Annotated in this window: 22 protein-coding genes; 10 read left to right on the forward strand and 12 right to left on the reverse strand. The window is 72.0% G+C overall.

Annotation, left to right across the window (positions count from 1 at the left end; all coding sequences use genetic code 11):
• Positions 1-155: 155 nt before the first annotated feature.
• The 6 genes from dnaK to ACIBW9_RS37530 form a co-directional block, all read right to left on the reverse strand.
• On the reverse strand, positions 156-2,021 hold the full coding sequence (dnaK, locus tag ACIBW9_RS37505; protein ID WP_398961789.1) for a molecular chaperone DnaK: 1,866 nt from the start codon (positions 2,019-2,021) through the stop codon (positions 156-158).
• A 156-nt stretch (positions 2,022-2,177) separates the two neighbouring features.
• Positions 2,178-2,606 (reverse strand): OsmC family protein, encoded by a 429-nt coding sequence (locus ACIBW9_RS37510; protein WP_099934526.1) that lies wholly within the window; start codon positions 2,604-2,606, stop codon positions 2,178-2,180.
• A gap of 58 nt (positions 2,607-2,664) precedes the next feature.
• Positions 2,665-4,398 (reverse strand): hypothetical protein, encoded by a 1,734-nt coding sequence (locus ACIBW9_RS37515; RefSeq protein WP_398962147.1) that lies wholly within the window; start codon positions 4,396-4,398, stop codon positions 2,665-2,667.
• 62 nt (positions 4,399-4,460) lie between these two features.
• Complete coding sequence (locus tag ACIBW9_RS37520; protein ID WP_398961791.1) at positions 4,461-5,522, reverse strand: ATP-binding protein; 1,062 nt, start codon at positions 5,520-5,522, stop codon at positions 4,461-4,463.
• A gap of 78 nt (positions 5,523-5,600) precedes the next feature.
• The gene (locus tag ACIBW9_RS37525; RefSeq protein ID WP_398962151.1) at positions 5,601-7,607 is read right to left on the reverse strand and encodes an alkaline phosphatase family protein; all 2,007 of its coding nucleotides are present in this window, start codon (positions 7,605-7,607) and stop codon (positions 5,601-5,603) included.
• Between the two features lie 153 nt (positions 7,608-7,760).
• A complete protein-coding gene (locus ACIBW9_RS37530) occupies positions 7,761-8,162 on the reverse strand; it encodes a hypothetical protein (RefSeq protein ID WP_398961794.1) in 402 nt (133 codons plus the stop codon).
• Between the two features lie 83 nt (positions 8,163-8,245).
• Between ACIBW9_RS37530 and ACIBW9_RS37535 the strand changes: the two genes are divergently transcribed.
• Positions 8,246-9,019, forward strand: a complete 774-nt coding sequence (locus tag ACIBW9_RS37535; RefSeq protein ID WP_398961797.1) for an MBL fold metallo-hydrolase — start codon at positions 8,246-8,248, stop codon at positions 9,017-9,019.
• Positions 9,016-9,636, forward strand: a complete 621-nt coding sequence (locus ACIBW9_RS37540; protein WP_398961799.1) for a DedA family protein — start codon at positions 9,016-9,018, stop codon at positions 9,634-9,636. Before ACIBW9_RS37535 ends, ACIBW9_RS37540 begins: the two co-directional genes overlap by 4 nt.
• A gap of 100 nt (positions 9,637-9,736) precedes the next feature.
• Here the strand turns inward: ACIBW9_RS37540 and ACIBW9_RS37545 are convergent, their stop codons facing one another.
• The 4 genes from ACIBW9_RS37545 to ACIBW9_RS37560 all read right to left on the reverse strand — a co-directional run bounded on the left by ACIBW9_RS37545 (position 9,737) and on the right by ACIBW9_RS37560 (position 13,774).
• Positions 9,737-10,807, reverse strand: coding sequence for an MBL fold metallo-hydrolase (locus ACIBW9_RS37545; protein ID WP_398961802.1), 1,071 nt, complete (start codon positions 10,805-10,807; stop codon positions 9,737-9,739).
• Complete coding sequence (locus tag ACIBW9_RS37550; protein ID WP_398961804.1) at positions 10,804-12,051, reverse strand: aminotransferase class I/II-fold pyridoxal phosphate-dependent enzyme; 1,248 nt, start codon at positions 12,049-12,051, stop codon at positions 10,804-10,806. The genes ACIBW9_RS37545 and ACIBW9_RS37550 overlap by 4 nt, the downstream gene beginning before the upstream one ends.
• Positions 12,052-12,157: 106 nt before the next feature.
• Complete coding sequence (locus tag ACIBW9_RS37555; RefSeq protein WP_398961806.1) at positions 12,158-12,877, reverse strand: hypothetical protein; 720 nt, start codon at positions 12,875-12,877, stop codon at positions 12,158-12,160.
• A gap of 177 nt (positions 12,878-13,054) precedes the next feature.
• Positions 13,055-13,774 carry an ANTAR domain-containing response regulator gene (locus ACIBW9_RS37560; RefSeq protein ID WP_398961808.1) on the reverse strand — a complete coding sequence of 240 codons (720 nt, stop codon included), beginning with the start codon at positions 13,772-13,774 and terminating at the stop codon, positions 13,055-13,057.
• An 88-nt stretch (positions 13,775-13,862) separates the two neighbouring features.
• Here ACIBW9_RS37560 and ACIBW9_RS37565 point away from each other — a divergent pair, with 88 nt between their 5' ends.
• Positions 13,863-14,978, forward strand: a complete 1,116-nt coding sequence (locus ACIBW9_RS37565) for a PAS domain-containing protein (RefSeq protein ID WP_398961811.1) — start codon at positions 13,863-13,865, stop codon at positions 14,976-14,978.
• Here the strand turns inward: ACIBW9_RS37565 and ACIBW9_RS37570 are convergent.
• Complete coding sequence (locus tag ACIBW9_RS37570) at positions 14,959-15,753, reverse strand: RNA polymerase sigma factor SigF (protein ID WP_398961813.1); 795 nt, start codon at positions 15,751-15,753, stop codon at positions 14,959-14,961. The genes ACIBW9_RS37565 and ACIBW9_RS37570 overlap by 20 nt on opposite strands.
• Before the next feature lie 257 nt (positions 15,754-16,010).
• Here ACIBW9_RS37570 and ACIBW9_RS37575 point away from each other — a divergent pair, with 257 nt between their 5' ends.
• Both ACIBW9_RS37575 and ACIBW9_RS37580 read left to right on the forward strand, forming a co-directional pair.
• Entirely contained in the window at positions 16,011-17,804 is a 1,794-nt protein-coding gene (locus ACIBW9_RS37575) for a thiamine pyrophosphate-requiring protein (protein WP_398961815.1), read from the forward strand.
• A 66-nt stretch (positions 17,805-17,870) separates the two neighbouring features.
• Positions 17,871-18,749, forward strand: a complete 879-nt coding sequence (locus tag ACIBW9_RS37580; RefSeq protein WP_398961817.1) for an LLM class flavin-dependent oxidoreductase — start codon at positions 17,871-17,873, stop codon at positions 18,747-18,749.
• A gap of 3 nt (positions 18,750-18,752) precedes the next feature.
• On the opposite strand, the gene ACIBW9_RS37585 is transcribed toward ACIBW9_RS37580, so the two are convergent.
• Positions 18,753-19,013 (reverse strand): hypothetical protein, encoded by a 261-nt coding sequence (locus ACIBW9_RS37585; protein WP_398961821.1) that lies wholly within the window; start codon positions 19,011-19,013, stop codon positions 18,753-18,755.
• 128 nt (positions 19,014-19,141) lie between these two features.
• Between ACIBW9_RS37585 and ACIBW9_RS37590 the strand changes: the two genes are divergently transcribed.
• The 5 genes from ACIBW9_RS37590 to ACIBW9_RS37610 all read left to right on the forward strand — a co-directional run bounded on the left by ACIBW9_RS37590 (position 19,142) and on the right by ACIBW9_RS37610 (position 23,447).
• Positions 19,142-19,534: a DUF2795 domain-containing protein gene (locus ACIBW9_RS37590; protein ID WP_398961823.1), complete on the forward strand. Its 393-nt coding sequence runs from the start codon at positions 19,142-19,144 to the stop codon at positions 19,532-19,534.
• A gap of 138 nt (positions 19,535-19,672) precedes the next feature.
• Entirely contained in the window at positions 19,673-20,113 is a 441-nt protein-coding gene (locus ACIBW9_RS37595) for a CBS domain-containing protein (RefSeq protein WP_398961826.1), read from the forward strand.
• Entirely contained in the window at positions 20,110-20,799 is a 690-nt protein-coding gene (locus tag ACIBW9_RS37600) for a diguanylate cyclase (RefSeq protein WP_398961829.1), read from the forward strand. Before ACIBW9_RS37595 ends, ACIBW9_RS37600 begins: the two co-directional genes overlap by 4 nt.
• Before the next feature lie 6 nt (positions 20,800-20,805).
• Entirely contained in the window at positions 20,806-21,348 is a 543-nt protein-coding gene (locus ACIBW9_RS37605) for a type 1 glutamine amidotransferase domain-containing protein (RefSeq protein ID WP_398961831.1), read from the forward strand.
• On the forward strand, positions 21,348-23,447 hold the full coding sequence (locus ACIBW9_RS37610) for a catalase (RefSeq protein ID WP_398961833.1): 2,100 nt from the start codon (positions 21,348-21,350) through the stop codon (positions 23,445-23,447). The genes ACIBW9_RS37605 and ACIBW9_RS37610 overlap by 1 nt, the downstream gene beginning before the upstream one ends.

Consider the following 23,447-nt stretch of genomic DNA (forward strand, 5'->3'; position numbering starts at 1 on the left):
AGCCGAGAGTGGGGGAGCGTGCAGCTGCAAGGCGGAGGAGGCTGTGACATCAGCCGCGGCCGCGGCGGGCGACGCGGAGCGATGGGGGCCCCTCCCGCTCGAGCGAATTCGAGAGTGGGGGAGAGTGACGACAACGCCGCTGCGGGTCAATACACCTAGGCCGCGCCGCCCTTGGTGTCGCGGTCCTCGTCGACGATCTCGGCGTCGACCACGCCCTCCTCGTCCTGCGGTGAGGTGTGCTGTTCGGTGCCGCCGGCGGAGGCGCCCTGGTCGGCCTGGGCGTACATGGCCTGGCCCATCTTCTGGCTGACGGTGGCGAGTTTCTCGACGCCGGTGCGCAGCTCGTTGGTGTCCGCGTTGCGTTCCAGCAGGCCCTTGAGTTCCGTGGCCGCCGTCTCCACCTCCGACTTGGTGTCGGCGGGGATCCGCTCCTCGTTCTCCCGGATGAACTTCTCGGTCTGGTAGACGAGTTGTTCGGCCTGGTTGCGGGTCTCGGCGGCCTCGCGGCGCTTGCGGTCCTCCTCGGCGTACTGCTCGGCCTCCCGCATCATGCGGTCGATGTCGTCCTTGGGGAGCGCGGAGCCGCCGGTGACGGTCATCTTCTGTTCGCGTCCGGTGGCGAGGTCCTTGGCCGAGACATGCATGATGCCGTTGGCGTCGATGTCGAAGGCGACCTCGATCTGCGGGACGCCGCGCGGGGCCGGGGGCAGCCCCGTGAGATCGAAGACGCCCAGCTTCTTGTTGTATGCGGCGATCTCGCGTTCGCCCTGGTAGACCTGGATGCCCACCGAGGGCTGGTTGTCGGTGGCGGTGGTGAAGATCTCCGAACGCCGGGTCGGGATCGTCGTGTTGCGCTCGATGAGCTTCGTCATGATGCCGCCCTTGGTCTCGATGCCGAGGGACAGCGGGGTGACGTCGAGGAGCAGGACGTCCTTGACGTCGCCGCGGATGACGCCCGCCTGGAGGGCCGCGCCGACGGCCACGACCTCGTCGGGGTTGACGCCCTTGTGCGGGTCCTTGCCGGTGAGTTCCTTGACCAGGTCGGTGACCGCGGGCATCCGGGTGGAGCCGCCGACGAGGATGACGTGGTCGACCGCGGACAGTTTGATGCCGGCGTCCTTGACCGCCTGGTGGAAGGGGGTCTTGCAGCGGTCGAGGAGGTCGGCGGTGAGCTCCTGGAACTGGGCGCGGGTCATCTTCTCGTCGAGGTGCAGCGGCCCCTCGGCGGAGGCGGTGATGTAGGGGAGGTTGATCGTCGTCTCGGACGAGCTGGACAGCTCGATCTTGGCCTTCTCGGCGCCCTCTCGCAGCCGCTGCACGGCCATCTTGTCGCCCGCGAGGTCGATGCCGTACTGCCCCTTGAACTTCTTCACCAGGTGCTCGACGATCCGCTGGTCCCAGTCGTCGCCACCCAGGTGGGTGTCGCCGTTGGTCGCCTTGACCTCGATGACGCCGTCGCCGATCTCCAGGAGCGACACGTCGAAGGTGCCGCCGCCGAGGTCGAAGACCAGCACGGTCTGCTCCTCGCCGCGGTCGAGGCCGTAGGCGAGGGCGGCGGCCGTGGGCTCGTTGATGATCCGCAGGACCTTCAGGCCGGCGATCTCCCCGGCTTCCTTGGTGGCCTGCCGCTGGGAGTCGTCGAAGTACGCCGGTACGGTGATCACCGCGTCCGTGACGTCCTCGCCGAGGTAGGACTCCGCGTCCCGCTTCAGCTTCTGCAGCACCCGCGCGGACAGTTCCTGCGCCCGGTAGCGGGTGCCGTCCACGGAGCCCTGCTCGGGAAAGCGCCAGCTCGCGTCGCCCATGTGCCGCTTCACGGAGCGGGCGGTCCGCTCCACGTTGGTCACGGCCTGCCGTTTCGCGACCTCCCCGACGAGCACCTCGCCGTTCTTGGCGAAGGCCACGACCGACGGTGTGGTCCTGGCCCCCTCCGCATTCGCGACGACGGTGGGTTCGCCGCCCTCCAGCACGGCCACCACCGAGTTCGTGGTCCCCAGATCGATCCCGACCGCACGTGCCATCTCCGTCCCCTTCCGCCAGGGCACTCCTCACACACCAGCACAAAACTTGAGTGCTCTGTTGTCAATGCCGCGTACTTCGGGTACCCGGAAACGACGGTGCCGCGCCCCCTGTCCCGGGGGCGCGGCACCGAACGACGTCAGGGACGCGGGTGGGTGTCAGGCCAGCTTGGCCGACAGGGTGATCGTCGTGCCGGTGAGGGCCTGGCTGACCGGGCAGTTCTTCTTGGCGTCCTCGGCGGCGGCGACGAAGGCGTCGTTGTCGATGCCGGGGACCGTGCCCTCGACGGTCAGGTGGATGCCGGTGATCCCCTCACCCGGCTGGAAATTCACGTCGGCCGAGGTGATCAGCTTGGTGGGCGGGGTGCCGGCGCCGGCCAGGGCGTGCGACAGCGCCATGGAGAAGCAGCTGGAGTGGGCGGCGGCGATCAGCTCCTCCGGGCTGGTCTTCCCGTTCGCGTCCTGGGAGCGCGAGGCCCAGGTGACGGGCTGCTCGGCGATGGCACCGGAGGAGTCGAAGGAGACGACACCGTTGCCCTCGAGCAGGTTGCCTTCCCAGACGGTGTGTGCGGAGCGCGTGGTTGCCACGATGAATCCCTTCGAATTCTGGCTGTTCCTTTACGAGACCATCCGATCACATTCCGGCTCACTGCACCCGGAACACCGGCCCACGCGCGGTGAACGGCAGCCGCGCCCCCTGCGGGATCAGATACGCGTGCTCGCGCCGCACCCGCAGGACGTCGCACCAGCCGTCCGTGATGACGAGGACGGGCGCGCCCGGCGGGAAGTCGTCCGCGCGGTGCAGGAGGTCGATCCCGAGCTGCAGGACCGTACCGCCGCGGCCGTGGACGCGGACCCGGCCGGCGATCTCCGTGACCGGCACGAAGCCCGCGTCGTGCGGGGCCGTGTCGCAGAAGATCACACGGGCGGCCGGGACGTCGCGGGCCTCGGCGTAGGAGGCGATGGCGCCGAGGGCCTTGCCGAGGAGGGTGCGGTCCATGGATCCGGAGGTGTCCAGGACGACGCCGAAGGTGCACCGGGCGATCTCCTCGGGCGGGAAGTAGCGGCCGGCGCGCGGGATGTCGGGGGTCGAGGACTGGCGGCGCGAAGGGCGCGCGTAGGTCCGTACGGGCTGTGGGCTCGGCACGAACTCGTCGAACCAGCGGGCCAGTCGGGCGTCCCAGGGCAGGGGCGGGTGGCTGAGGGTGCGGATCTCCTCGACCAGGCCGCCGGGGAGGAAACCGCGCCCCTGCTGCTGGTGCAGGTCCAGGCCCTGGCTCAGGCCCCGGCGGTAGAACTCGTCGAGGTCGACGTACGCGCCGGGCGGGCCCAGCGGGCCGCCGAGCATGTCGCCGCTGCCCTTGCCGCGCAGGGTGGACAGACGGCGCATGCGGCGCAGGTCGCCGGCGAGACGGTCGTAGACCTCCTCGGAGGACAGGCCGGTGAGGGCCGGGTCGTGCAGAAGGCCCTCCGGCATGGTGCCGACCTGCATCTCCTGCAGCCAGCCGTTGATCACGTAGTCGCAGGCGATGTTGAAGAGGTAGTGGTCGCGGGTGCCGCAGCGGTCGCCGTGGCGCAGGGCGGCGTGCAGCATCTCGTGGGCCAGGATGAACCGCCATTCCTCGTCGTCGAAGCGGCGCAGCGGGTTGATGTAGATCTCGCCGGCGTCGGCGTTCACCGCGGCCACGGAGATGCCGTGCGCGCGGGCGAGTTCGGCGTCGGCGACGAGGGTGATGCCTGCCGCGATGCCGCCGAGCAGCGGGTAGGAGGAGATGAACCAGCTCAGGGCCCGCTCCCAGGGGCGCTGCGGGGTGACTTCCCCGCTGAGGGAGTCGCGGCGACCACCGGCCATGTCCATCGCTGCGGACACGGTCCGGGTCAGGGCGGTGGCGAACGCCAGCTGGTGGTCCGGGGGCCGGCTGTAATATCCGTGCCAGGTCAGGAGCAGCTGGTCGGGCTCGCCGCCGGCCGTGCCGCAGCGCTCGTACGCGGGCGGGAGCCCGTCCCGCCGCCAGCGCGCGGCGAGTTGCTCCTCGTCGCCGTCGGGGTAGGAGGCGGGCAGGCCCTCGGGGGTCTCGCCGATGGTGAAGTTCAGCAGGAAGCGGTTGACGACGACGCAGCGTGCGGCGAGCTCGTGGCGGTCCGGCTGGGTGCGCTCGCCCTTGGCCGCCGGGACGTGTCCGAAGCCGAGGTGCAGGACGGCGTGGGCGAGGGCCCAGGCCCAGGCGGCGGGTTCGGCGAGCCGGTGCGGATGGACGTGCAGGTCGGCGTCGGAGTCGACGACCACGAGCCCGTCGCGGGGCGCGATCTTGCACTCCTCGTCGCGGCAGACGTCGAACTCCACGGCCGCGAGGGCCGGGTTCGCCTTCACCAGCGCCATCCCCTCGGCGAACGCCTCGGCCGCGAGGTCCCGCTTCTTCTGCCCCTTGCCCCTGGTACGGCTCACCGCCGCGCCTCCACCAGCCGGGGCATGTCCCGGGCGGCCTCGATGAGGAACCACGAGGGCAGGACGGGGTTGCCGTCGGTGTCGGAGGCGATGACGGTCTGGGCGACCTCGACGGAGATCTCGGCGAGCTGCACCAGCAGCGACTTGGCGCGGTACGCGGTCTGCCGGCCGTTCGCCGACATGTGCTCCTTGCTGACCGGGAGTTCCTTGATCAGGCGGCCGCGGAAGGACTCGGCGAGGTAGTAGAGCAGGTCGCGGTCCTCGATGCGGTTCGGCCAGCGGGCGTCGCCCTTGATGATCGCCTCGATGCCGAACTGGCTGCGCACGATCTTGACGTAGCCGCAGAAGGCCATGGCGTGCGCGGGCGTCAGCGTGCCGTGCGCGAGGACCTTCAGCGTCTCCTCGTCGAGGCCCTGGCCGAAGGAGTGCAGCGCGTCGGAGAGCATGTGCCAGGAGCGGGGCGTGGAGAAGGGCTCCTCGGTCTTCGGCGGCCTGGACCACAGGTGGTCGGGCCGGTCGGTGAGGTGGTCGAGGATCCACGGGTGGATGTCGTTGTTCGCCGCCCAGGTCAGCCAGTCCTTGGCGGAGGCCTCCAGATGGACGTGGGCGAGACGGTTGACGAGGGCGGAGGCGACGGGCCGGGCGAGCGCGTTGTCGGTGGCCCGGTTGCCGGCGCCGATGACGATCGATCCCTTCGGCAGCTCGTAGTTGCCGATCCGGCGGTCGAGGATCAGGGAGTAGAAGGCCTTCTGGACGTCCGGGGTGGCCGCGTTGAGCTCGTCCAGGAACAGGCAGTACGGCTCGTCGCGGGCGATCGCCTCCGGCGGGCAGAACACCGACCGTCCGTCGCGGATCTGCGGAACGCCGATCAGGTCCTCCGGCGCGAGCTGGGTGCCGAGCAGGCTCACGCACTCCAGACCCAGCGACCCGGCGAAGTCCCGCACCAGGGAGGACTTTCCGATGCCGGGGGCGCCCCAGATGAAGACCGGCCGAACGGTGGCGAGGCCGAGAAGCAGTTCGGGGATACGGGCGGGAGTGACGGACACGGCAGCCTGCAAGAGGCGTCCCTTCGGGGTGTTCGAGCGGTTTGCGACTCGAACAGTGTGTGCGTACGGCCCCGGCGGCGCAGCCGAATTTCAGGCGGCCCGCTCTGCCTCGTCCTCGTCGGTGACCGGCACCTGAGGGCCGTCCGTCTCGCGCAGCCAGCGGCGCAGTACCCGGTGGACCTGCTCGGCGCCGGTCAGCTCCTCGCCGTCCTCGAGGGGCGCCGAGAAGACGAGCGGGGACAGCAGGAACGGTCTGCTCTGCGCGCCGCCCAGCCCGCCGTGCGAGCCGATCTGTTCCTCGAAGGCGAGGACCTCGCCGTCGGCCGGGTCGTGGAAGGAGTTGACCATGATGTCGGCGGTGTGCGGGAAGGAGTGGGTGCGGCGCACGGCGTCGGCGGCACCGGGGCCGAACGCCTCCAACGGGCCCGGTCTGTCGTCGAGTTGGCCGAGGGGTATCTCCGCGCCGTACGCGCCCAGCACCACCCCGCCGTGCTCCTCGCTGCGGACGAGCAGGAAGCCGACGCCCGGATGGTTGGCGAGCGTGGTCAGCAGGGCGGGGTGGCGGGCGTCGATCTCCTCCTTGCTCATCCGGTGCGGCACGTCCGGGAAGGAGACCAGGCCGAGGTTGCCGGAGGCCAGTACGAGCGGCTCCGAGCGGCGGGAGGGGCGGTGCCGCTCGCCGCCTTCCTCCACGGGTCTGCGCAGCGCGGCACGCACGGCGGCGCGGGCCTCGGCCCCGCTGTGGGTGCGCTGCGCCCTGCGCGGCACGGGCAGCCCGCAGCCCGCCCGCACCAGATCGCCGAGACCGAGGCCGTAGCGGGCGCGGAAGGTCTCGCCGGGGCTCTGGCCGTGGTCGGACAGGACGACGATGCGGTACGGCCGCGGGGCGTGCTCGGCGACGTTCGCGATCAGCGCGAGGGCTCGGTCCAGGCGTTCGAGGACCTTCTCCGCGTCGCGGCTCGTCGGCCCGGAGTGGTGCGCCACTTCGTCGTACGCCACCAGGTCGGCGTAGACGGCGGTGCGTCCGGCGAGCATGTCGCCCATCACCGCGGCGACGACGACGTCGCGTTCGACCACGGTCGCGAAGGCGCGGACGAAGGGGTAGAGGCCGCCGCGTGAGACGCGCGGGCGCTGCCTCCTGATCCGGGCCCGGGTGGACTCGCCCATCTCGCGGCCGACTTCGGCGACGAAGGACATGGCGGTGCGCACGGCGTTGGCCGGGTCGGAGAAGTACGCGAAGTAGCCGGCCCTGGACCGGTTCTCCCGGCCGCGGCGGCGGGTGGCGATCGACAGCACCAGGGCCTGCTCGTCGGCGCCGCCGCCGAAGAGGTTGCCGCGGCTCGCGCCGTCGGCGGTGAGCAGGCCGCCGTCGCCGGTGCGCTCGACGGCCCGGCGCTGGAGTTCGGCGGCGCTGGTCGGCCGGTTGCAGACCATCACCTCGCGGGTGTCCTTCTCGTACCAGCGGAACGCCGGGACGTCGTGGTTGCTGCCGTGCAGGATGCCGAGCTGGCTGGCGCCGGTCTGGCTGGACCAGTCGGTGCGCCAGGGCGTGAGCCGGTGGGTGGTCCCCAGCCACTGGGCGACGGTGGGCATCACGCCCTTGCCGACCGCGGCCAGCAGGACGTCGTGGCCGACGCCGTCGAGTTGCAGGAAGACCGTGCCGGGGGCGGACGGGCCGGGCGGCAGACGTCTGCGGCGGCGGTCGGCGAGGCGGTAGAGGCGCCGCCGGTAGGCGTCGTCGTCGCGCACGGCCAGGGCGGCGCCGGTCGCGGAGGCCACGGCGGACATCACGGCGGCCACCACCACGGCCGTCTCCGGGGCCGCCTCGGCGCTGCTGGCCGGATTGAGCCGCAGGGCGACCAGCAGCAGCGACCCGTTCAGGACGAAGACGAGCACTCCCAGCACCAGCGCCGGCACGAGCAGCAACAGCCGCACCAGCAGCGGCCAGACCAGGGCGGACAGCACACCGAACGCGCCGGCGCCGAACGCGGCGGTGACGGCGATGTGGGTGGCGCTCTCGCCGTCGGCGGACTGCAGGCGGAAGTCCGGCAGGATCCCCGCGAGCACGAGCATGGTGACCGTGGAGACCGCCCACACCGCGACGCTCCGCCCCGTCTGACTGGCGGCCCGCCGCCATCGCCCGCCACGCACGCCCAGCCCACCTCACGTCCGGACCCGTCGTCGGTGCGGGCCTGTACTTCAGACTGTCACACGGGTCGGACAATGCGGTCCGTCACCGGGAGCGGAGGCTCAGCGCCCGTCGTAGCCGGCCGTCGGCATCGACAGCCGCCGGTGCACCCGGGCCTTCATCTGAGCGTCGTAGCAGGGCTCCTCGAACCCGACCGTCTCCACCCGCACCCCGCGCCGGGCGCACTCCGCGGTGAACTCCTCGGCGGACGACAGCGCGCTCTCCAGCACCCGGCGGCTGGGCGCCACGAACAGGTCCGTCCCCGGCCGGACGCCGTCCCACAGCACACTGTGGTCGGGCCGCAGTCCCCGCACCAGCAGCTCCCGGCTGACGATGTAGCCCCGCTCGGCGGCCCAGCGTGCGCACATCGCGTGCTGGCTGCGCGAGTCCACCAGGAAGGGATCGTCGTCCAGCTCCTGCAGCGGCGTCAGACTCGCGATCGCCGTGACCCGCACCGGTCCCATGGCGTCCCCCTCACCTCCGGGTTTCGGCGCCGACCCTACTCCTGCCCGTAGGCTTCGGGGAGTCGCGCGAAGGAGGCAATGAGGTGCCGGTGGAGATCACCTGGTGGGGTCACGCGACCTGTACGGTCGCGGACTCGGGCGTACGGCTGCTCACGGACCCGCTGTTCGCGCGCCGTCTCGCCCATCTCCGCCGCCGTCGCGGGGCGCTGCCGCCGCCCGGCGCCTGGCGTGCGGATGTGGCGCTGGTGTCCCATCTGCACGCCGACCACCTGCATGTTCCGTCGCTGGAGCGGCTCGCCGAGGGTACCCGCCTGCTGGTGCCCCGGGGCGCGCCCCGGGCCGTGCCGGGACTGCGCCGGCTCAGCCATCTCACGGTGAGCGAGGTGGCGCCCGGGGACCGGGTGACGTTCGGTGACGTGGTCGTACGGGCCGTTCCCGCATGGCACGACGGGCGGCGGCTGCCGCTCGGGCCGCATCGCTCGCCCGCTCTGGGCTATGTGATCGAGGGCGAGGCGCGGACGTACTTCGCCGGGGACACGGGGCTGTTCGACGCGATGGAGCAGGAGGTCGGGCCGGTCGACGTGGCGCTGTTGCCGGTGGGCGGCTGGGGGCCCTACCTCGGCACCGGCCATCTGGATGCGGGCCGGGCGGCCCAGGCGCTGGCCCGGCTGGCCCCGCGCAGCGCGGTGCCGGTGCACTACGGCACGTACTGGCCGATCGGGATGGACGCCGTGCGCCCCCATGAATTCCACGCGCCCGGGGACGAGTTCGTGCGCCTCGCGGCGGAGCACGCGCCGGATGTCGAGGTGCACCGGCTCGGGCACGGGGAGAGCGTGCGCCTGGAGGTCGCTCGGTGACCTGGCTTGCCGCTACGGCGGCGATCGTGCCTCCGGAGTCGACCCAGCGGGCGATCGGCTATCCGTCGCTGTTTCTGCTGGTGCTGTTCGGGGCGCTGGTGCCGGTGATTCCCACGGGGGCGCTGGTGAGTTCGGCGGCCGTAGTGGCCTTTCACCAGACGGCGCCGTTCGCGTTGGCGCTGGTGTTCGTGACGGCGTCGCTGGCGGCGTTCCTCGGGGATGCGGCGCTGTACTGGCTCGGGCGGCGCGGGATGCGGTCGAAGAACGGGTCGCGGTGGCTGAAGGCGATTCGGTCGCGGGCGCCGGAGGAGCGGCTTGCGCAGGCGCAGTCGAAGTTGGCGGAGCACGGGGTTGCGGTGCTGGTGCTTTCCCGGCTGGTGCCGGCCGGGCGGATTCCGGTGATGTTGGCCTGTCTGGTGGCCGAGTGGCCGTTGCGGCGGTTTGCGCGGGGCAACTTGCCGGCGTGCCTGGCTTGGGCTGCGACGTACCAAGTGATTGGGATTCTGGGTGGGTCCCTGTTCCCGGAGCCTTGGGAAGGCGTGGTGGCGGCGGTTGTGTTGACCGTGGTGATCAGTGTGGTGCCGAGTGTGTGGAAACGGGTTCGGTCTGCCGGGTGAGGGTACGTTGCGGGGCGCGGGTTGATTGTGGCTTGTCGCGCTCACGCGGCGGAGCCGCATATCGATACGGCCCCGCGCCCCTGGGTAGCTCCGGGCACCCCTAGTCGGTCAGTACCCGCGCTCCCCCTACCGGCAGATCCCACAGGTTCTCGCGGGCCAAGCCTGCCTTCTCCCAAGCCGTTCGCACCCGCGTGAGCGGCTCGAGTACCGGCTCCGCCGACAGTACGAACGTGCCCCAGTGCATGGGGGCCATCCTCTGTGCTCCCAGGTCCTGGGCCGCCCGTACCGCCTCCTCCGGGTCGCAGTGGACGTCGCTGAGCCACCAGCGGGGGTCGTAGGCGCCGATGGGGAGGAGGGCGAGGTCGATGCCCGGGTGGCGTTCGCCGATCCGGGAGAACCAGTGGCCGTATCCCGTGTCGCCCGCGAAGTAGACGCGCCGGCCGTCGGGGGCCGTCAGGACCCAGCCGCCCCACAGGGAGTGGCAGGCGTCGGTGAGGGTGCGCTTAGACCAGTGGTGGGCGGGGACGAAGTCGAAGCGGACGCCGCCGAGTTCGGCCGCCTCCCACCAGTCCAGTTCGGTGACGTTGGTGAAGCGGCGGCGGTGGAACCAGCGGGCGAGGCCTGCCGGGACGAACACCGGGGTGGTGCGCGGGAGTCGGCGCAGGGTGGGGGCGTCCAGGTGGTCGTAGTGGTTGTGGCTGATGACGACCGCGTCGACGGGCGGCAGGGACTCCCAGGGGACTCCGACCGGGGTGATACGGGCGGGCGTGCCGAGGATGCGGCGGGACCATACGGGGTCGGTGAGGACGGTCAGACCGCCGATCCGGATGACCCAACTGGCGTGTCCCGCCCAGGAGACGGCGACGGTACGGGCGTCGACGCGGGGCAGCGGAGCGGGTTCGAAGGGGAGCCGGGGGATGTCGGCCAGGCCCTCGCGCCCAGGGCGGATGGAGCCCTCCCGGGCGAAGCGTGCCATGGCTTTCAGGCCGGGCAGCGGGGCGGTCAGGCGGTCGTGGAAGGTGCGCGGCCACACCCGGCGCTCGCCCAGCGGGCGGGGTTCGGCGAGCGGCGGAAGGGCAGGGGCCAACCTTGGCCCGGACGCCGTCCCGTCGACTTCCCGGGTGGTCGTGCTCGTGCTCGTGGTGGTGGTCGACTCGGACTGTTGCGTCATCGAGGAGGCTCCCATCGCTGAGCGTCGTCGCGGAGATCGTCGAAGACCGACTTCACATGGCTCAACGCGCGTTGCACATGTGGCAGTTCCAACGGCGTGGGTGATGTGAGACATTCCGCGCGTTCCTCGTCCGTGCGGCCCAGCAGCGGGCCGGTGGACAGACGGACGCGCAGGGCGCCGAGTTCGTCGCCGAAGCGGTGGCCGCCCGGTGCGGGCATGCCGAGCCGGGCGGCGAGGAAGTCCTCCAGTTCCTGTGCGTCGCCGACGCCGTGCTCGGAGAGTGCGGAGCGCAGCGGGCCGAGGTCGGCGTAGAGGTGGCGGCCGGCCTGCGGGGGGCGGGACAGGGCGCCCGCCGCGACGACCGCCGCGTGCAGGGCGGCGGCCACGCGCGCGTGCAGGCGCACGGCTGCCGCCACGCGCGCGGTGACCGGCTCCGGCTCCCCGAGCGCGTAGGCGGCCGGGGCGGCGAGGGGGCCGGCGATGCGGGCGCCGAGCGCGGTGAGCACGTCGAGCACGCGCGCGTGGAGGTCACCGCCCGTTTCGCCCTCCGGGAAGCGGGCCACCGCGGCCGGCCAGCCGGGCGGCAGCAGCGCGCCCGCCAGGTCGGTGACGACGGTGACCCGGTCGGGCAGCATCTCGGCGGGGCTGAGCAGCACGGTCTCGTGCCGAGCGTGCAGGGTGTCGCGCCAGGTCTCGTCGCTGACCAGGTGCAGTCCCTCCCCGGCGGCGGCCTCCACGCACTCGTGCAGGAACTCGGGCGGGGCGACCGTGGCCGTCGGGTCGTCGGCGACCGACAGCACGAGCAGCCGCGGGTCACCGCCCTCGGCGCGCACCCTGCGCACGGTCTCCAGGAGAGCGTACGGATCCGGGACGCCACCGCACTCGGCGGGCGTCGCCACATGGAAGACGGGCCTGCCCAACAGGCGTGCGTACGGCGCCCACCAGGCCGCGCAGGGCCTCGGCACCAGGACGTCACCGCCGAGTGCGGCGGTCAGCGCCAGCAGCAGGGCGGGGGCGCCGGGGCCTGCGGCCACGCGGTCGGGGGCGCCGGACAGGCCGCGCCGCTCCCAGTAGCCGCACGCGGCCTCGATCAGCTCGGGTCCGCCACCGACCGGCTCCCCGTCGGCCCGTGCGGCGGCCGCGGCGAGCACGGCGGTGAGCTCGGGCGGCACGGGCAGCCCGTCCTCGGGCAGCGGCGGCCCGTAGCGGACGGGGCCGTGGCCTTCCGGGTCCGTCCGCCGCATGCGTGCCTCCGCGCAGTCCTGTGCCGTGTCCGTCGCCGTGCTCCGAGTACCCAGAGTGCCGCTGTCGCATCCCAGTGCGCACGGGTTACGTCGGGCGCCCGGCGGGTCAGCGGTCCCAGACGGAGTCCTTCGGCCACAACCGGTAGGTGGCGGCGCCCAGTGCGCAGGCGATCAGGAGGCCGCCGGCGACGAGGGCGGGCACGGAGTCGGAGAAGGTGCCGCCCGCACCGGCCTCCACCCCGTGCTGCAAGCCGTTCTGCGGGTCGTGCTCGCGCCCGTTCTGCAGGCCCGCGCCGCCGCAGGCGTCGGAGTTCGGCTCGGTGCAGGGCTTGCCTTGGTCATGGCCGCCGCCGTCCCCGACATCGCCGCCGCCGACAGCACCGCCGCCGAGATCGGCGCCCTCACCGCCGCCGTTGTCCCCGCGTCCGCCGCCACCTCCGCCGTCGTCACCGCGCCCGCCGCCGCTGTCGCCGGCCGCACCGCCGTCGCTCCCGCTGTCACCGGGCACGGCACCGTCGCTGCCGTCGCCGCGGTGCACACGGGAAGCGTCGCTCCATGTCTTGCCCTTGGTCCCGGGCGCCGCCGCGCAGGTGCCGTCGACCCTCGCGGGGTTCCCGCTCCTGGCGTGGGTCTGTGAGACGGCGTCGAGGGTGGCGGGCGGCCGTCCGCCGGTGGCTTCGCAGGCGACCGAGACGGTGACGCTGCCGCCCGGGGAGACGCTTCTCGGGCCGGCCTCTGCGGCCGAGTCCGCGTAGGCGGCCGAGGCGAAGCCGAGGGTGGCACCGGCCAGGGCTGCGACGGACAGGACACGGGCGGTGCGAGGCATGGGGAGGGCTCCTTCGACGGTGACTTCTCAGGAGCACGGAGTCGTGCCCCATAGCCCATCACAGCCCGTGCGGCGGCCAGGCGCGCGCGGCCGAGCCCCATTCGCGCTACAGGGACGGCCGAGCGGGTGACACGGCCCGCCGCCTCGCCCAGGGCCCAGGAGCCCGGTGCACGGGACTCAGTTCAGCAGCGCGGCCAGCTCCCTCTCCAGCCCCCGCCCCCGCCGTTCGACCACCGCCGCCGCCACGTCGGACAGCTTGCGGTTGCTGCCCTGTGAGAGGCGGCGCAGCACCCCGAACGCGGCGTCGGCGTCGCAGCCCAGTACGTGCATGACGATGCCGCAGGCCTGGTCGACGAGGGGACGGGAGCGCAGGGCGGTGCCGAGCTGGTCGAGTTCCGTGAGCGCGGCGCGGTAGGAGCGGTCGCGGACCAGACAGGTCGTGGCGAGGTCGCCGAGCGCCCGGGCGGGCCCGTGCGGGGCGTCCTCCAGGGCGCCGGGCCGGAAGCTGTAGAGGCTCAGCGTCACCGAAAGGCCGGAGCGCCGGAAGGGCAGTGTCACGCTGGAGCGCACCCCGGAGTCGAGCGCGAGGGCCCGGTAGTCGGGCCAGCGGTCCTCGCGCAGCAGATCGGAGCAGCGGGCGGGCTCCCCGCGTTCCAGGGCGGCCGGGATGGGCCCGTCCCCGGAGCGCAGCTGCACGGCGACGAGCGGGGCGAGGTCGGGATGGGTGACGGCCGCGGGACGCTCGTTGCCGCCCTCGACCACCATTCCGCTCGCTCCACAGCACTCGACGGTGCAGCGTGCGGCCTCCTCGACCAGTTGCGACAGCCGCCGCCCGGGAAGGGCGGGTTCGGTCGCCTCCGTTCCCCAACGACGGGTGTGAGGCCCGGTGTCCGGCATGGTGCACTCCTCCTCTCCCCCGCCCGCCTTCCCCCTCGCCCGGTCCGAAAACGGTGGCCCCGAACGGGAGTCGCGCTAATTTCGTCGCATGACGCAGACGGACGAGTTCGGTGAAGACCTTGCGGATTTTGTGCGCCGCGTCGCGGAGCTGAAGACGGCGCGGTCCGTGTCGAGTGGGGACCTGCCCACGGTGCTGGACGCGGCCATCTTCGAACTGGACCATGTGGTCGGCCAGTTGTGGCCCCGGTACGAGCGGCTCTCGGAAGCAGGACCGGTCCGCACCCGCGCCTCGGCGGACCGTCAGGAGCAGCAGCTGCTGCGCACCGTGTTCCAGCGCCTCCCGCTGCCGGTCGCGCTGGTCGACAAGGAGACGGTGGTACGGCGGCTGAACGGCGCGGCGACCGCCTTCACCGGTGTGCGGGCCGGTTATGCCACCGGCCGCCCGCTGACCGGTTTCCTGGTTCACGCCGACCGGGTCGCGTTCCGTTCGCAGGCCGCGGCGGTGGCCCGCGGCGAGGGCGACCGCAGTCTCACCGTCCGCCTCCAGCAGCAGCCGTCCGTCCCGGTGCATGCCACGCTGGTGGCGGTACGCCCGAGCGGCGAGCCCCGCACGACGGTCCTGGTGGTCCTGCAGCCCGGCGGACCCGGCGCCCCGGCCGCACCGGCGGACCTGCCCGTGCGACAGCTGCCGGACCTCGACGAGACGACCCGGCACGCGGCCGTGATGGACCTCCTGGACGCGATGACCACGGCGCTGCTCACCACCGACCGGCAGGGCGCCCTGCAGGCGGCGGCGCGGGTCCTGCACGGCAGGTTCGCCGACTGGGTGATCGCCGACGCGGAGGCGGACGGCCTGTCGCGCACTGCCGTACTGGCCCCGCCGGACGGGGACGCGGCCGCGCTCCAGGGGCAGGATCCGGCCGACTGCCCCCTGGTCGTCGAGACCGCCAGGACCGGGTCCCCGGCCCTGCAGATCCGCCCTCCGGACCCGGATGCGTTCGGCAGGACCGCGACCGGCGCCCCCGTCCTCGTAGCAGCGAACGCCACTTCTCTGCTGTGCGTGCCGCTGAAGGACGGGGACACCGTGCGGGGCGTGCTCACGTTGTTCCGGTGCGGGCCCCGGCTGGCGTTCTCGATGGCGGAGGCACAGGCGATGGACCTGATGGCGCGCCATCTGGCACTGGCTATGCGGCCTCGTGCATGATCTGGTCCCGCATCCGGGTGCAGCAGCGGCTGATCAGCCGTGACACATGCATCTGGGAGATGCCGAGCTGCTCGGCGATCCGGCTCTGCGTCATGTCGCCGAAGAACCGCATGTACAGGATGGCCCGCTCCCGCTCGGGCAGCGCGGCCAGCCGCGGCTTCACGGACTCGCGGTCCACGACCGTGTCCAGCGCGGGGTCGGGCGAGCCGAGGGCGTCGCTCAACGAGTAGCCGTCCTCGCTGCCGGGCAGTTCGGCGTCGAGGGAGAGCGCGGTGAAGCTCTCCAGCGCCTCCAGTCCGACCAGGACGTCCTCCTCGCTCATGTTGGCGTGCTCGGCGATCTCCGCGACCGTGGGCCTGCGGCCCGAGATGGTCTGGGAGAGGTCCTGGCTGGCGAACCGGACGCGGTTGCGCAGGTCCTGGACCCGGCGCGGTACGTGCAGGGTCCACATGTGGTCGCGGAAGTGCCGCTTGATCTCACCGGTGATGGTGGGCACGGCGTAGCTCTCGAAGGCGTTGCCGAGTTCCGGGTTGTACCGGTCGACGGCCTTGACCAGGCCGAGGGCGGCGACCTGACGCAGGTCCTCGAAGCTCTCGCCGCGGCTGCGGAAGCGTCCGGCGAGACGTTCGGCCATCGGCAGCCAGGCCTCGACGACCTGCTCGCGCAGCGTGTCGCGCTGCTGGCCCGGGGGGAGCTTGGCGAGCTTGCGGAAGGCGTCGGCGGTGTCGGGGGCGTCGTCGTGCGGGTGGTGCTTCGCGCTCACTTTGGTGGGCATGGTGCGTCGCAACTCCCTTGAAGGTGCTCTGGGGTGGACGGTCACCGTGGGAGTGCGGCCGCACGTTCGAGACAGGCGCGACCTGGGCGGCTCAGGGGCCGTTCCCCCACGGACGTGCCTCCTGTCCGAAGCACTGGACTGCGCCTGCCCCCCGCCCCCGGCCGCAAACACCGCCGTATGTTTTCCGGAGGCCCACCGGGTGACTCGGCCCGCAGACGACAGCTGTCCGATCACGTCACGACCCGGGAGGTCGACACATGAGCACCAAGGTCTCCGACCACGTCCTGCAACGACTGCGCGAGTGGGGCGTGGACCATGTCTTCGGCTACCCGGGCGACGGCATCAACGGCCTGCTGGCCGCCTGGGGCCGGGCCGAGAACAAGCCGCGTTTCGTCCAGTCCCGGCACGAGGAGATGTCCGCGTTCGAGGCGGTCGGCTACGCCAAGTTCAGCGGCCGTCTCGGAGTGTGCGCGGCGACCTCGGGACCCGGTGCGATCCACCTGCTCAACGGCCTCTACGACGCCAAGCTGGACCATGTACCGGTCCTTGCCATCGTCGGCCAGACGCACCGCACGGCGATGGGAGGCTCGTACCAGCAGGAGGTCGACCTGCACACCCTGTTCAAGGACGTCGCCTCGGACTTCGTGGAGACGGTGACGGTCCCCGAGCAGCTCCCGAACGTGATCGACCGCGCGATCCGCACCGCGTACGCGCGCCGCGCCCCCACGGCGATCATCATTCCCGGCGACGTCCAGGAGCTGGACTACTCCGCGCCCACGCACGAGTTCAAGATGGTGCCCTCCAGCCTGGGCCGCAGCTCCTGGACGTCGGTTCCGTCCGAGGAATCGGTCCAGCAGGCGGCCGAGATCCTCAACTCCGGTGACAAGGTGGCGATCCTGGTCGGCCAGGGCGCCGCCGGGGCACGCGCCGAGGTCGAGCGGATCGCCGGACTTCTGAAGGCGGGCGTGGCCAAGGCACTGCTCGGCAAGGACGTCCTCAGCGACGAACTCCCTTATGTCACCGGCTCGATCGGCCTGCTCGGCACCCGCCCCTCGTACGAGCTGATGCGGGACTGCGACACCCTGCTGACCATCGGTTCCTCCTTCCCGTACACGCAGTTCATGCCAGAGTTCGGCAAGGCGCGCGGAGTGCAGATCGACATCGACCCGCACATGGTCGGCATGCGTTATCCGTACGAGGTGAATCTCGTCGGCGACGCGAAGGCGACCCTGCAGGCGCTGATCCCGCTGCTGAGTGAGGACCGCGGGAGCGAGTGGTACGACCAGGTGTGCGCGAACGTGACGCGCTGGCGTGAGGTGATGGCACGGCGGGCGGAGCTGTCGGCCGATCCGATCAACCCGGAGTACGTCGCCCATGCGCTGGACCCGCTGCTGCCCGCCGACGCGATCGTCAGCTCCGACTCGGGCTCGGCGGCCAACTGGTACGCACGCCATCTGACGATGAAGCCGGGCATGCGCTCCTCGCTGTCCGGCACGCTCGCGACGATGGGCTGCGGGGTGCCGTATGCGATCGGCGCGAAGTTCGCACACCCGGACCGGCCCGCGATCGCGCTGGTCGGGGACGGTGCGATGCAGATGAACGGCATGGCGGAGCTGATCACGGCGGCCAAGTACCGCGACCTGTGGGAGGACCCGCGGCTGGTCGTGGCCGTGTTCAACAACCACGACCTCAACCAGGTGACCTGGGAGATGCGGGCCATGGAGGGCGCTCCGTCCTTCCTGCCCTCGCAGGAGATCCCGGACGTGCAGTACGCCGCGTTCGCCCGTTCGCTGGGTCTGACCGGCATCCGGGTGGAGAAGCCCGAGGACGTCGAGGCGGGCTGGCGGGCCGGCCTGGAGGCGGACCGCCCCGCGGTGATCGAGTTCCTGACCGACCCGGCGGTCCCGCCGATCCCGCCGCACGCCACCTGGGAGCAGATGGAGGCCACGGCCGCCTCGATCCTGAAGGGGGACGCGGACCGCGGCTCCATGATCAAGCAGGGTCTGAAGGCGAAGGTGCAGGAGTTCCTGCCGGGGAAGGACAAGCAGTAGCCCCGTCGGACTCCGCTGCTGGGGAACGCCGTTGATCGCCATGTCACCGGCACATAGGTTCCGGGCATGACGAATGTACGGATCGGTGTGATGTACGACCGCGCCTGGGCGCCGGAAGAGCTGCCCGGGTTCGCGCGGCGGGCCGAGGCTCTCGGGGTGGACGACCTGTGGGTGGTCGAGGACCTCGGGTGGAACGGCGGAGTGTCGGCGGCGGCGGTCGCCCTCGGAGCGACGGAGCGCATCCGGGTGGGCCTCGGCATCGCGCCCGCCCCGCTGCGCAACCCGGCCCTGCTGGCGATGGAACTGGCCACGCTGGCACGGGTGTTCCCGGGGCGGCTGGTGGCCGGGATCGGGCACGGGGTGCGGGAGTGGATGGCCCAGGTGGGCGTCGCGCCGCGCTCGCCGCTCGCCCTGCTGGAGGAGACGATCACCTCGGTGCGCACGCTGTTGCGCGGGCAGCGGGTGGAGCTGGCTGGACGTGAGGTCCGCCTGGAGGGCGTCGAGTTGGTGCATCCGCCGGCCGAGGTGCCTCCGGTGGTCGCCGGTGTCGTACGGCCCCGATCCCTCGAACTGTCCGGCCGGGTCGCGGACGGCACCGTGATCACCGAGGGCCATGGACCCGGTGACCTGGAGAACGCCCGCGCGCTGATCGCCAAGGGCGGCGCGGCGCCCGACCACACCCTGACGGTCCTCGCCTTCGCCTCCGTCGGCGACGACGCCGACGAGGTGGCCCGTGCCCTGCAGCCGCACATCGAGGGGCACGCCGACTGGCTCGGCCGCCCTCGGGACGAGGTGTTCACCGTCGCGGGTACCGCCTCGCAGGCCGCCGAACGGATCGGCGAGCTTGCGGCGGCCGGCGCGGACACGGTCGTGCTGCGGATCGCCGGCGCGGAGCCGCTGCGGCAGCTGGAGGCCCTCCTGGAGGCGGCCGGACGGCGGGGCTGAGGGTCAGCGAGGAGAGTGCGGGGAAGGGTGGCGGCGGCGCTTGCGGCGCGCGGTCCTGAGTGCACTCGTTCCTGAAGCAACCACTCGGACCGGACGTCGCGGGACCTGCAGGACCGGGAGTGGCACCGTCGCACCCAGTGGGCCGACCGGCGCGTCATCGCGCGGGTCGGCCTTCTTCACGGGCAGCAGGAACTCCTCGTAACGGCCGAGTGCAAGCACCATGCCGAGCATGAGAAGCGGGATGATCACGGCAAGGAGTGCCATGGCCGATTCCTCCCCGAGGATGTGCGTGGAGGGCGGGTGTCGGGTTCCCGGCTTTCAGGCCGCAAACCCTGTGTCGGCCGCCGGTCTTCGGGTACGCGGAGCCCACCCCCGAAGATCTGGAGGGAGTCATGCAGCGAGGCAGTGACCGGCTGAGCGTCCACCGCGACGAAGAGATGAAACACGAACTCCAGGGTCTGCTCCGGTCCGGGCACCCCACGCGGACCGAGGAATGGCACGACCCGGAGCCCACCGCCGACGACGACCCGGAGGTCGCGGGCGGTCCGATCGCGCCGGGACGCTCCCGCGCGTCCCTGGCCGCGGTCCGCACGGAACTGGCCCGGCACCTGAACCGCCACGTGTTCCCCGCGGGCCCCCGCGAACTCGTCCGGGCGCTGCGCCGTGCGTACGCGCCCGACGCCCTGATCGAGCCCGTGGAGCGGCTGCCCCGCTCGGCGCGCTACGGCACCGTCCAGGAGCTGGCGGAGGCCCTCGCCGGGGAGGGCCGCGAGCGACGGGCGTAGACCCGCACGCGGCCGGATCCTGCGGTCGCCCGAGTACGAGGGTCCGCCACGGCGCATAGGCCCCGGGCCCAGGGGTACTGCGGGCGGCGTCACCCCGACGACGGCCCCGGGCCGGGAACGGAGGAAGGACCCACAGTGATGGCAGCGAGCGCGGATTTCGTCAGGGAGGTCATGACACCGGGCGTGGTCGCCGTCCGCCCGGACGCGTCACTCGTCGAGGCGGCGCAGCTGATGCGGTCGCAGGGCATCGGAGATGTGCTGGTGGCCGACGGGCAGCAGGTCGTAGGAGTCCTCACCGATCGTGACATCACGGTGCGGGCGGTGGCGGACGGCGTCGATCCGCTGACGGTGAGCGCCCAGTCCGTGTGCACCCCCGATCCGGTGCTGGTCGGCCCGGACGATCCCGTCTCGGCCGCGGTGGCGCTCATGCGCGCGCACGCCGTCCGCCGGCTGCCGGTCGTGGAGGACGGGCTGCCGGTCGGGATGGTGAGCCTCGGTGATCTGGCCGCGGTGCAGGACCCGGACTCGGCGCTCGCCGAGATCAGCCTTGCCGTGCCGGACGGCCGGGGCAGCGCATGAGCCGGGACCAGGCCGCCGAGATCAGCGCCACCGGAGTCACCGTCGACGTCGGTGACGTGACCACCCGCTATCTGCTGTACGGGCTGCTGCCCGGCTGGTTCGTGCCCGGTCTCGCCGGCTGGGTGATGCACCGGCGCAGCCGCATCGAGGACACGGCGGGCACCAAGGAGTCGTTGATCCTCCCCCACTGCCTTAAGGGCGTGGGAGGTGCCCCCACGCTGATGATGGCGGAGGTCGGCATCCCCATCGCGCTGACCTTGCGCTTCGAGGTCAACCCGCTGCTGCTGACGGTGCAGTTGGGCGGCGCCGCGATACATGAGGCGACCGCGCTGTGGGACGTGCGTACGGCGGTGAAGAGCGACCGTGAGGTCACCCCGCTGGAGCAGCACATCCACAGCTTCCTGGAGTCGCTGCCGTACGGCGCGCTGTCCGCGCTGATGTGTCTGCATGCCGACCAGGTCAAGGCACTGCTGCGCGGCGGGGCGGGCCGCGCCGACGCCTGGCGTCTGGTGCCGCGCCGCCGCCCGCTGTCCCGCGGCTACCTCGCGGGCATCGCCGCCGCGATCGGCACCTGTGTGGTGCTGCCGTACGCCGAGGAGCTCGTGCGCTGTGTGCGCGCGGGCCGCCGCAACAAGAAGCGCGCCATCTCCGACGAGGCCGGCTGGCGTGCTGGGAAAGGACGTTGAACCATCATGCGTATCGCATTCCTGACCGCACCCGAGGGTGTCGAGCAGATCGAGCTCACCGATCCGTGGCAGGCGGCGAAGGACGCGGGCCACGAGCCCGTGCTGGTGTCGACCAGGTCCGGCCGTGTCCAGGCCTTCGACCACCTCGACAAGGCGGACACCTTCCCCGTGGACGAGGTGGTGGGCGAGACCTCGGCCGCCTCCTTCGGCGCACTGGTCCTGCCGGGCGGTGTGGCCAACCCCGACTTCCTGCGCATCGACGAGAAGGCCGTAGCGTTCGTGCGGGACTTCTTCGAGCAGGGCCGGCCCGTGGCCGCGATCTGCCATGCCCCGTGGACGCTGGTCGAGGCGGACGTCGTACGGGGCCGTGAGCTGACCTCGTGGCCGAGCCTGAAGACCGACATCCGCAACGCGGGCGGCACCTGGGTCGACGAGCAGGTGAAGATCGACGACAACGGCGCCGGCAAGCTGGTGACCAGTCGCAAGCCGGACGACCTGAAGGCGTTCTGCGACGCCTTCCTGCATGTGTTCGCCGAGGGGGCCGGCTGATGGGCTCCCCCGCCGACCGGAAGCAGGAGCAGCGCGCCTCCTTCCACGCCGACGACCCGGCGGGCGGTCCGCTCACCACCGACCAGGGAGTCCAGGTCGACCACACCGACGACTCGCTGGCCGCCGGCGAGCGCGGTCCGACGCTGATGGAGGACTTCCACTTCCGGGAGAAGCTGACCCACTTCGACCACGAGCGCATCCCCGAACGGGTCGTGCACGCGCGGGGCGCGGGCGCGTACGGCTACTTCGAGCCGTACGAGTCCTGCGCGGAGTTCACCCGCGCGGCCTTTCTGCAGGACCCCTCCGTGCGGACACCGGTCTTCGTGCGGTTCTCGACCGTGCAGGGGCCGCGTGGCTCGGCGGACACCGTGCGGGACGTGCGTGGCTTCGCGACCAAGTTCTACACGTCGGAGGGCAACTACGACCTGGTCGGGAACAACTTCCCGGTCTTCTTCATCCAGGACGGCATCAAGTTCCCCGACTTCGTGCACGCGGTGAAGCCGGAGCCGCACAACGACATCCCGACGGGCGCCTCCGCCCATGACACGCTCTGGGACTTCGTGTCGCTGCAGCCCGAGACGCTGCACGCGATCATGTGGCTGATGTCGGACCGGGCGATCCCGCGCAGCTACCGCATGATGCAGGGCTTCGGCGTGCACACCTTCCGGTTCGTGAACGCCGAGGGGCGCGGCACCTTCGTGAAGTTCCACTGGAAGCCGAAGCTCGGCGTGCACTCGCTGGTGTGGGACGAGGCGCAGGAGTGCCAGGGCCGCAACCCGGACTTCAACCGGGGCGACCTGTGGGACGCGATCGAGGCCGGCGAGTACCCGGAGTGGGAACTGGGTGTCCAACTGGTGCCGGAGGAAGACGAGTTCGCCTTCGACTTCGACCTGCTGGACGCCACGAAGCTCATCCCGGAGGAGCAGGTGCCGGTCCGGCCGATCGGCCGGATGGTCCTCAACCGCAACCCGGAGAACTTCTTCGCGGAGACCGAGCAGGTCGCCTTCCACACGGCGAATGTCGTCCCGGGCATCGACTTCACCAACGACCCTCTGCTGCAGGCCCGCAACTTCTCCTATCTGGACACGCAGTTGATCCGCCTGGGCGGCCCCAACTTCGCGCTGCTCCCGGTCAACCGGCCGGTGGCGCCCGTGCGCACCAACCAGCGCGACGGCTACCACCAGAGCGCGATCCACCGGGGCACGAACTACTTCCCGAACTCCCTCGGCGGCGGCTGCCCCGCCCATGCCGGGGTGGACGCCAACGCCTACACGCACCATGCGGAGCGTGTCGACGGCGCCAAGATCCGTAAGCGCAGCGAGAGCTTCAAGGACCACTACAGCCAGCCCGCGATGTTCTTCCACAGCATGACGGACTGGGAGAAGCAGCACATCGTGGCGGCCTTCCGGTTCGAGCTGGGCAAGGTCGACGCGATGACCGTCCGGGCCCGGACCGTCGAGGAACTGGCCAAGGTGGACGGCGAGCTGGCCCGCGAGGTGGCGCGCGGCATCGGGGTGCCGGAGCCGGACGGCGCCGAACCGGGGGCGTACAAGCTCGCCTCACCCGCGCTCAGCCTCGAGTCGCTGCGCGGCGACGGCTCGATCCGCACCCGGCAGATCGCGGTCCTGGTCACCGACGGCGTGGCCGCCGAGCAGGTGACCTCCGTACGGGAGGCGCTGGCCGCCGAGGGCGCGGTCGTCGAGGCGCTCGCGCCGACGGGCGGCACGGTCAGGGGCGCCGACGGCGGGTCGTACGTGGTCGACCGTGCGCTGCCGACCGTGGCCTCCGTGCTGTACGACGCGGTCCTGCTGCCCGGCGGATCGAACGGGGCACCGCCCACGGATCCGGACGCGCTGCGCTTCGTGCGGGACGCCTACCGGCACGGCAAGCCCGTGGGCGCGCTCGGCTCGGGCGTGGACGTCCTGTCCGCCCTGGGACCCGAGGGCCTGCGGCTGGCCACCGGGGACCGGCGCACGGTGTCCGACCGGGGCGTGGTGACGGACACGTCACCGGGCACCCCGGACACCGAGTTCGTACAGGCGTTCGTCGAGGCGATAGCGGCGCACCGGCATTGGGACCGGCCACCGGTACGCCACTGA

Origin of the sequence: Streptomyces sp. NPDC049541, from assembly GCF_044465725.1 — a bacterium.
Lineage (GTDB): Bacteria > Actinomycetota > Actinomycetes > Streptomycetales > Streptomycetaceae > Streptomyces.

Coding starts and splice junctions, on each gene's coding strand:
- dnaK (WP_398961789.1), bottom strand. CDS start 2,021: ATGGCACGTGCGGTCGGGATCGATCTGGGGACCACGAACTCGGTGGTG.
- ACIBW9_RS37515 (WP_398962147.1), bottom strand. CDS start 4,398: ATGGCGCTGGTGAAGGCGAACCCGGCCCTCGCGGCCGTGGAGTTCGAC.
- ACIBW9_RS37530 (WP_398961794.1), bottom strand. CDS start 8,162: ATGGGACCGGTGCGGGTCACGGCGATCGCGAGTCTGACGCCGCTGCAG.
- ACIBW9_RS37545 (WP_398961802.1), bottom strand. CDS start 10,807: ATGACGCAACAGTCCGAGTCGACCACCACCACGAGCACGAGCACGACC.
- ACIBW9_RS37550 (WP_398961804.1), bottom strand. CDS start 12,051: ATGCGGCGGACGGACCCGGAAGGCCACGGCCCCGTCCGCTACGGGCCG.
- ACIBW9_RS37555 (WP_398961806.1), bottom strand. CDS start 12,877: ATGCCTCGCACCGCCCGTGTCCTGTCCGTCGCAGCCCTGGCCGGTGCC.
- ACIBW9_RS37560 (WP_398961808.1), bottom strand. CDS start 13,774: ATGCCGGACACCGGGCCTCACACCCGTCGTTGGGGAACGGAGGCGACC.
- ACIBW9_RS37565 (WP_398961811.1), top strand. CDS start 13,863: ATGACGCAGACGGACGAGTTCGGTGAAGACCTTGCGGATTTTGTGCGC.
- ACIBW9_RS37570 (WP_398961813.1), bottom strand. CDS start 15,753: ATGCCCACCAAAGTGAGCGCGAAGCACCACCCGCACGACGACGCCCCC.
- ACIBW9_RS37575 (WP_398961815.1), top strand. CDS start 16,011: ATGAGCACCAAGGTCTCCGACCACGTCCTGCAACGACTGCGCGAGTGG.
- ACIBW9_RS37580 (WP_398961817.1), top strand. CDS start 17,871: ATGACGAATGTACGGATCGGTGTGATGTACGACCGCGCCTGGGCGCCG.
- ACIBW9_RS37585 (WP_398961821.1), bottom strand. CDS start 19,013: ATGGCACTCCTTGCCGTGATCATCCCGCTTCTCATGCTCGGCATGGTG.
- ACIBW9_RS37590 (WP_398961823.1), top strand. CDS start 19,142: ATGCAGCGAGGCAGTGACCGGCTGAGCGTCCACCGCGACGAAGAGATG.
- ACIBW9_RS37595 (WP_398961826.1), top strand. CDS start 19,673: ATGGCAGCGAGCGCGGATTTCGTCAGGGAGGTCATGACACCGGGCGTG.
- ACIBW9_RS37600 (WP_398961829.1), top strand. CDS start 20,110: ATGAGCCGGGACCAGGCCGCCGAGATCAGCGCCACCGGAGTCACCGTC.
- ACIBW9_RS37605 (WP_398961831.1), top strand. CDS start 20,806: ATGCGTATCGCATTCCTGACCGCACCCGAGGGTGTCGAGCAGATCGAG.
- ACIBW9_RS37610 (WP_398961833.1), top strand. CDS start 21,348: ATGGGCTCCCCCGCCGACCGGAAGCAGGAGCAGCGCGCCTCCTTCCAC.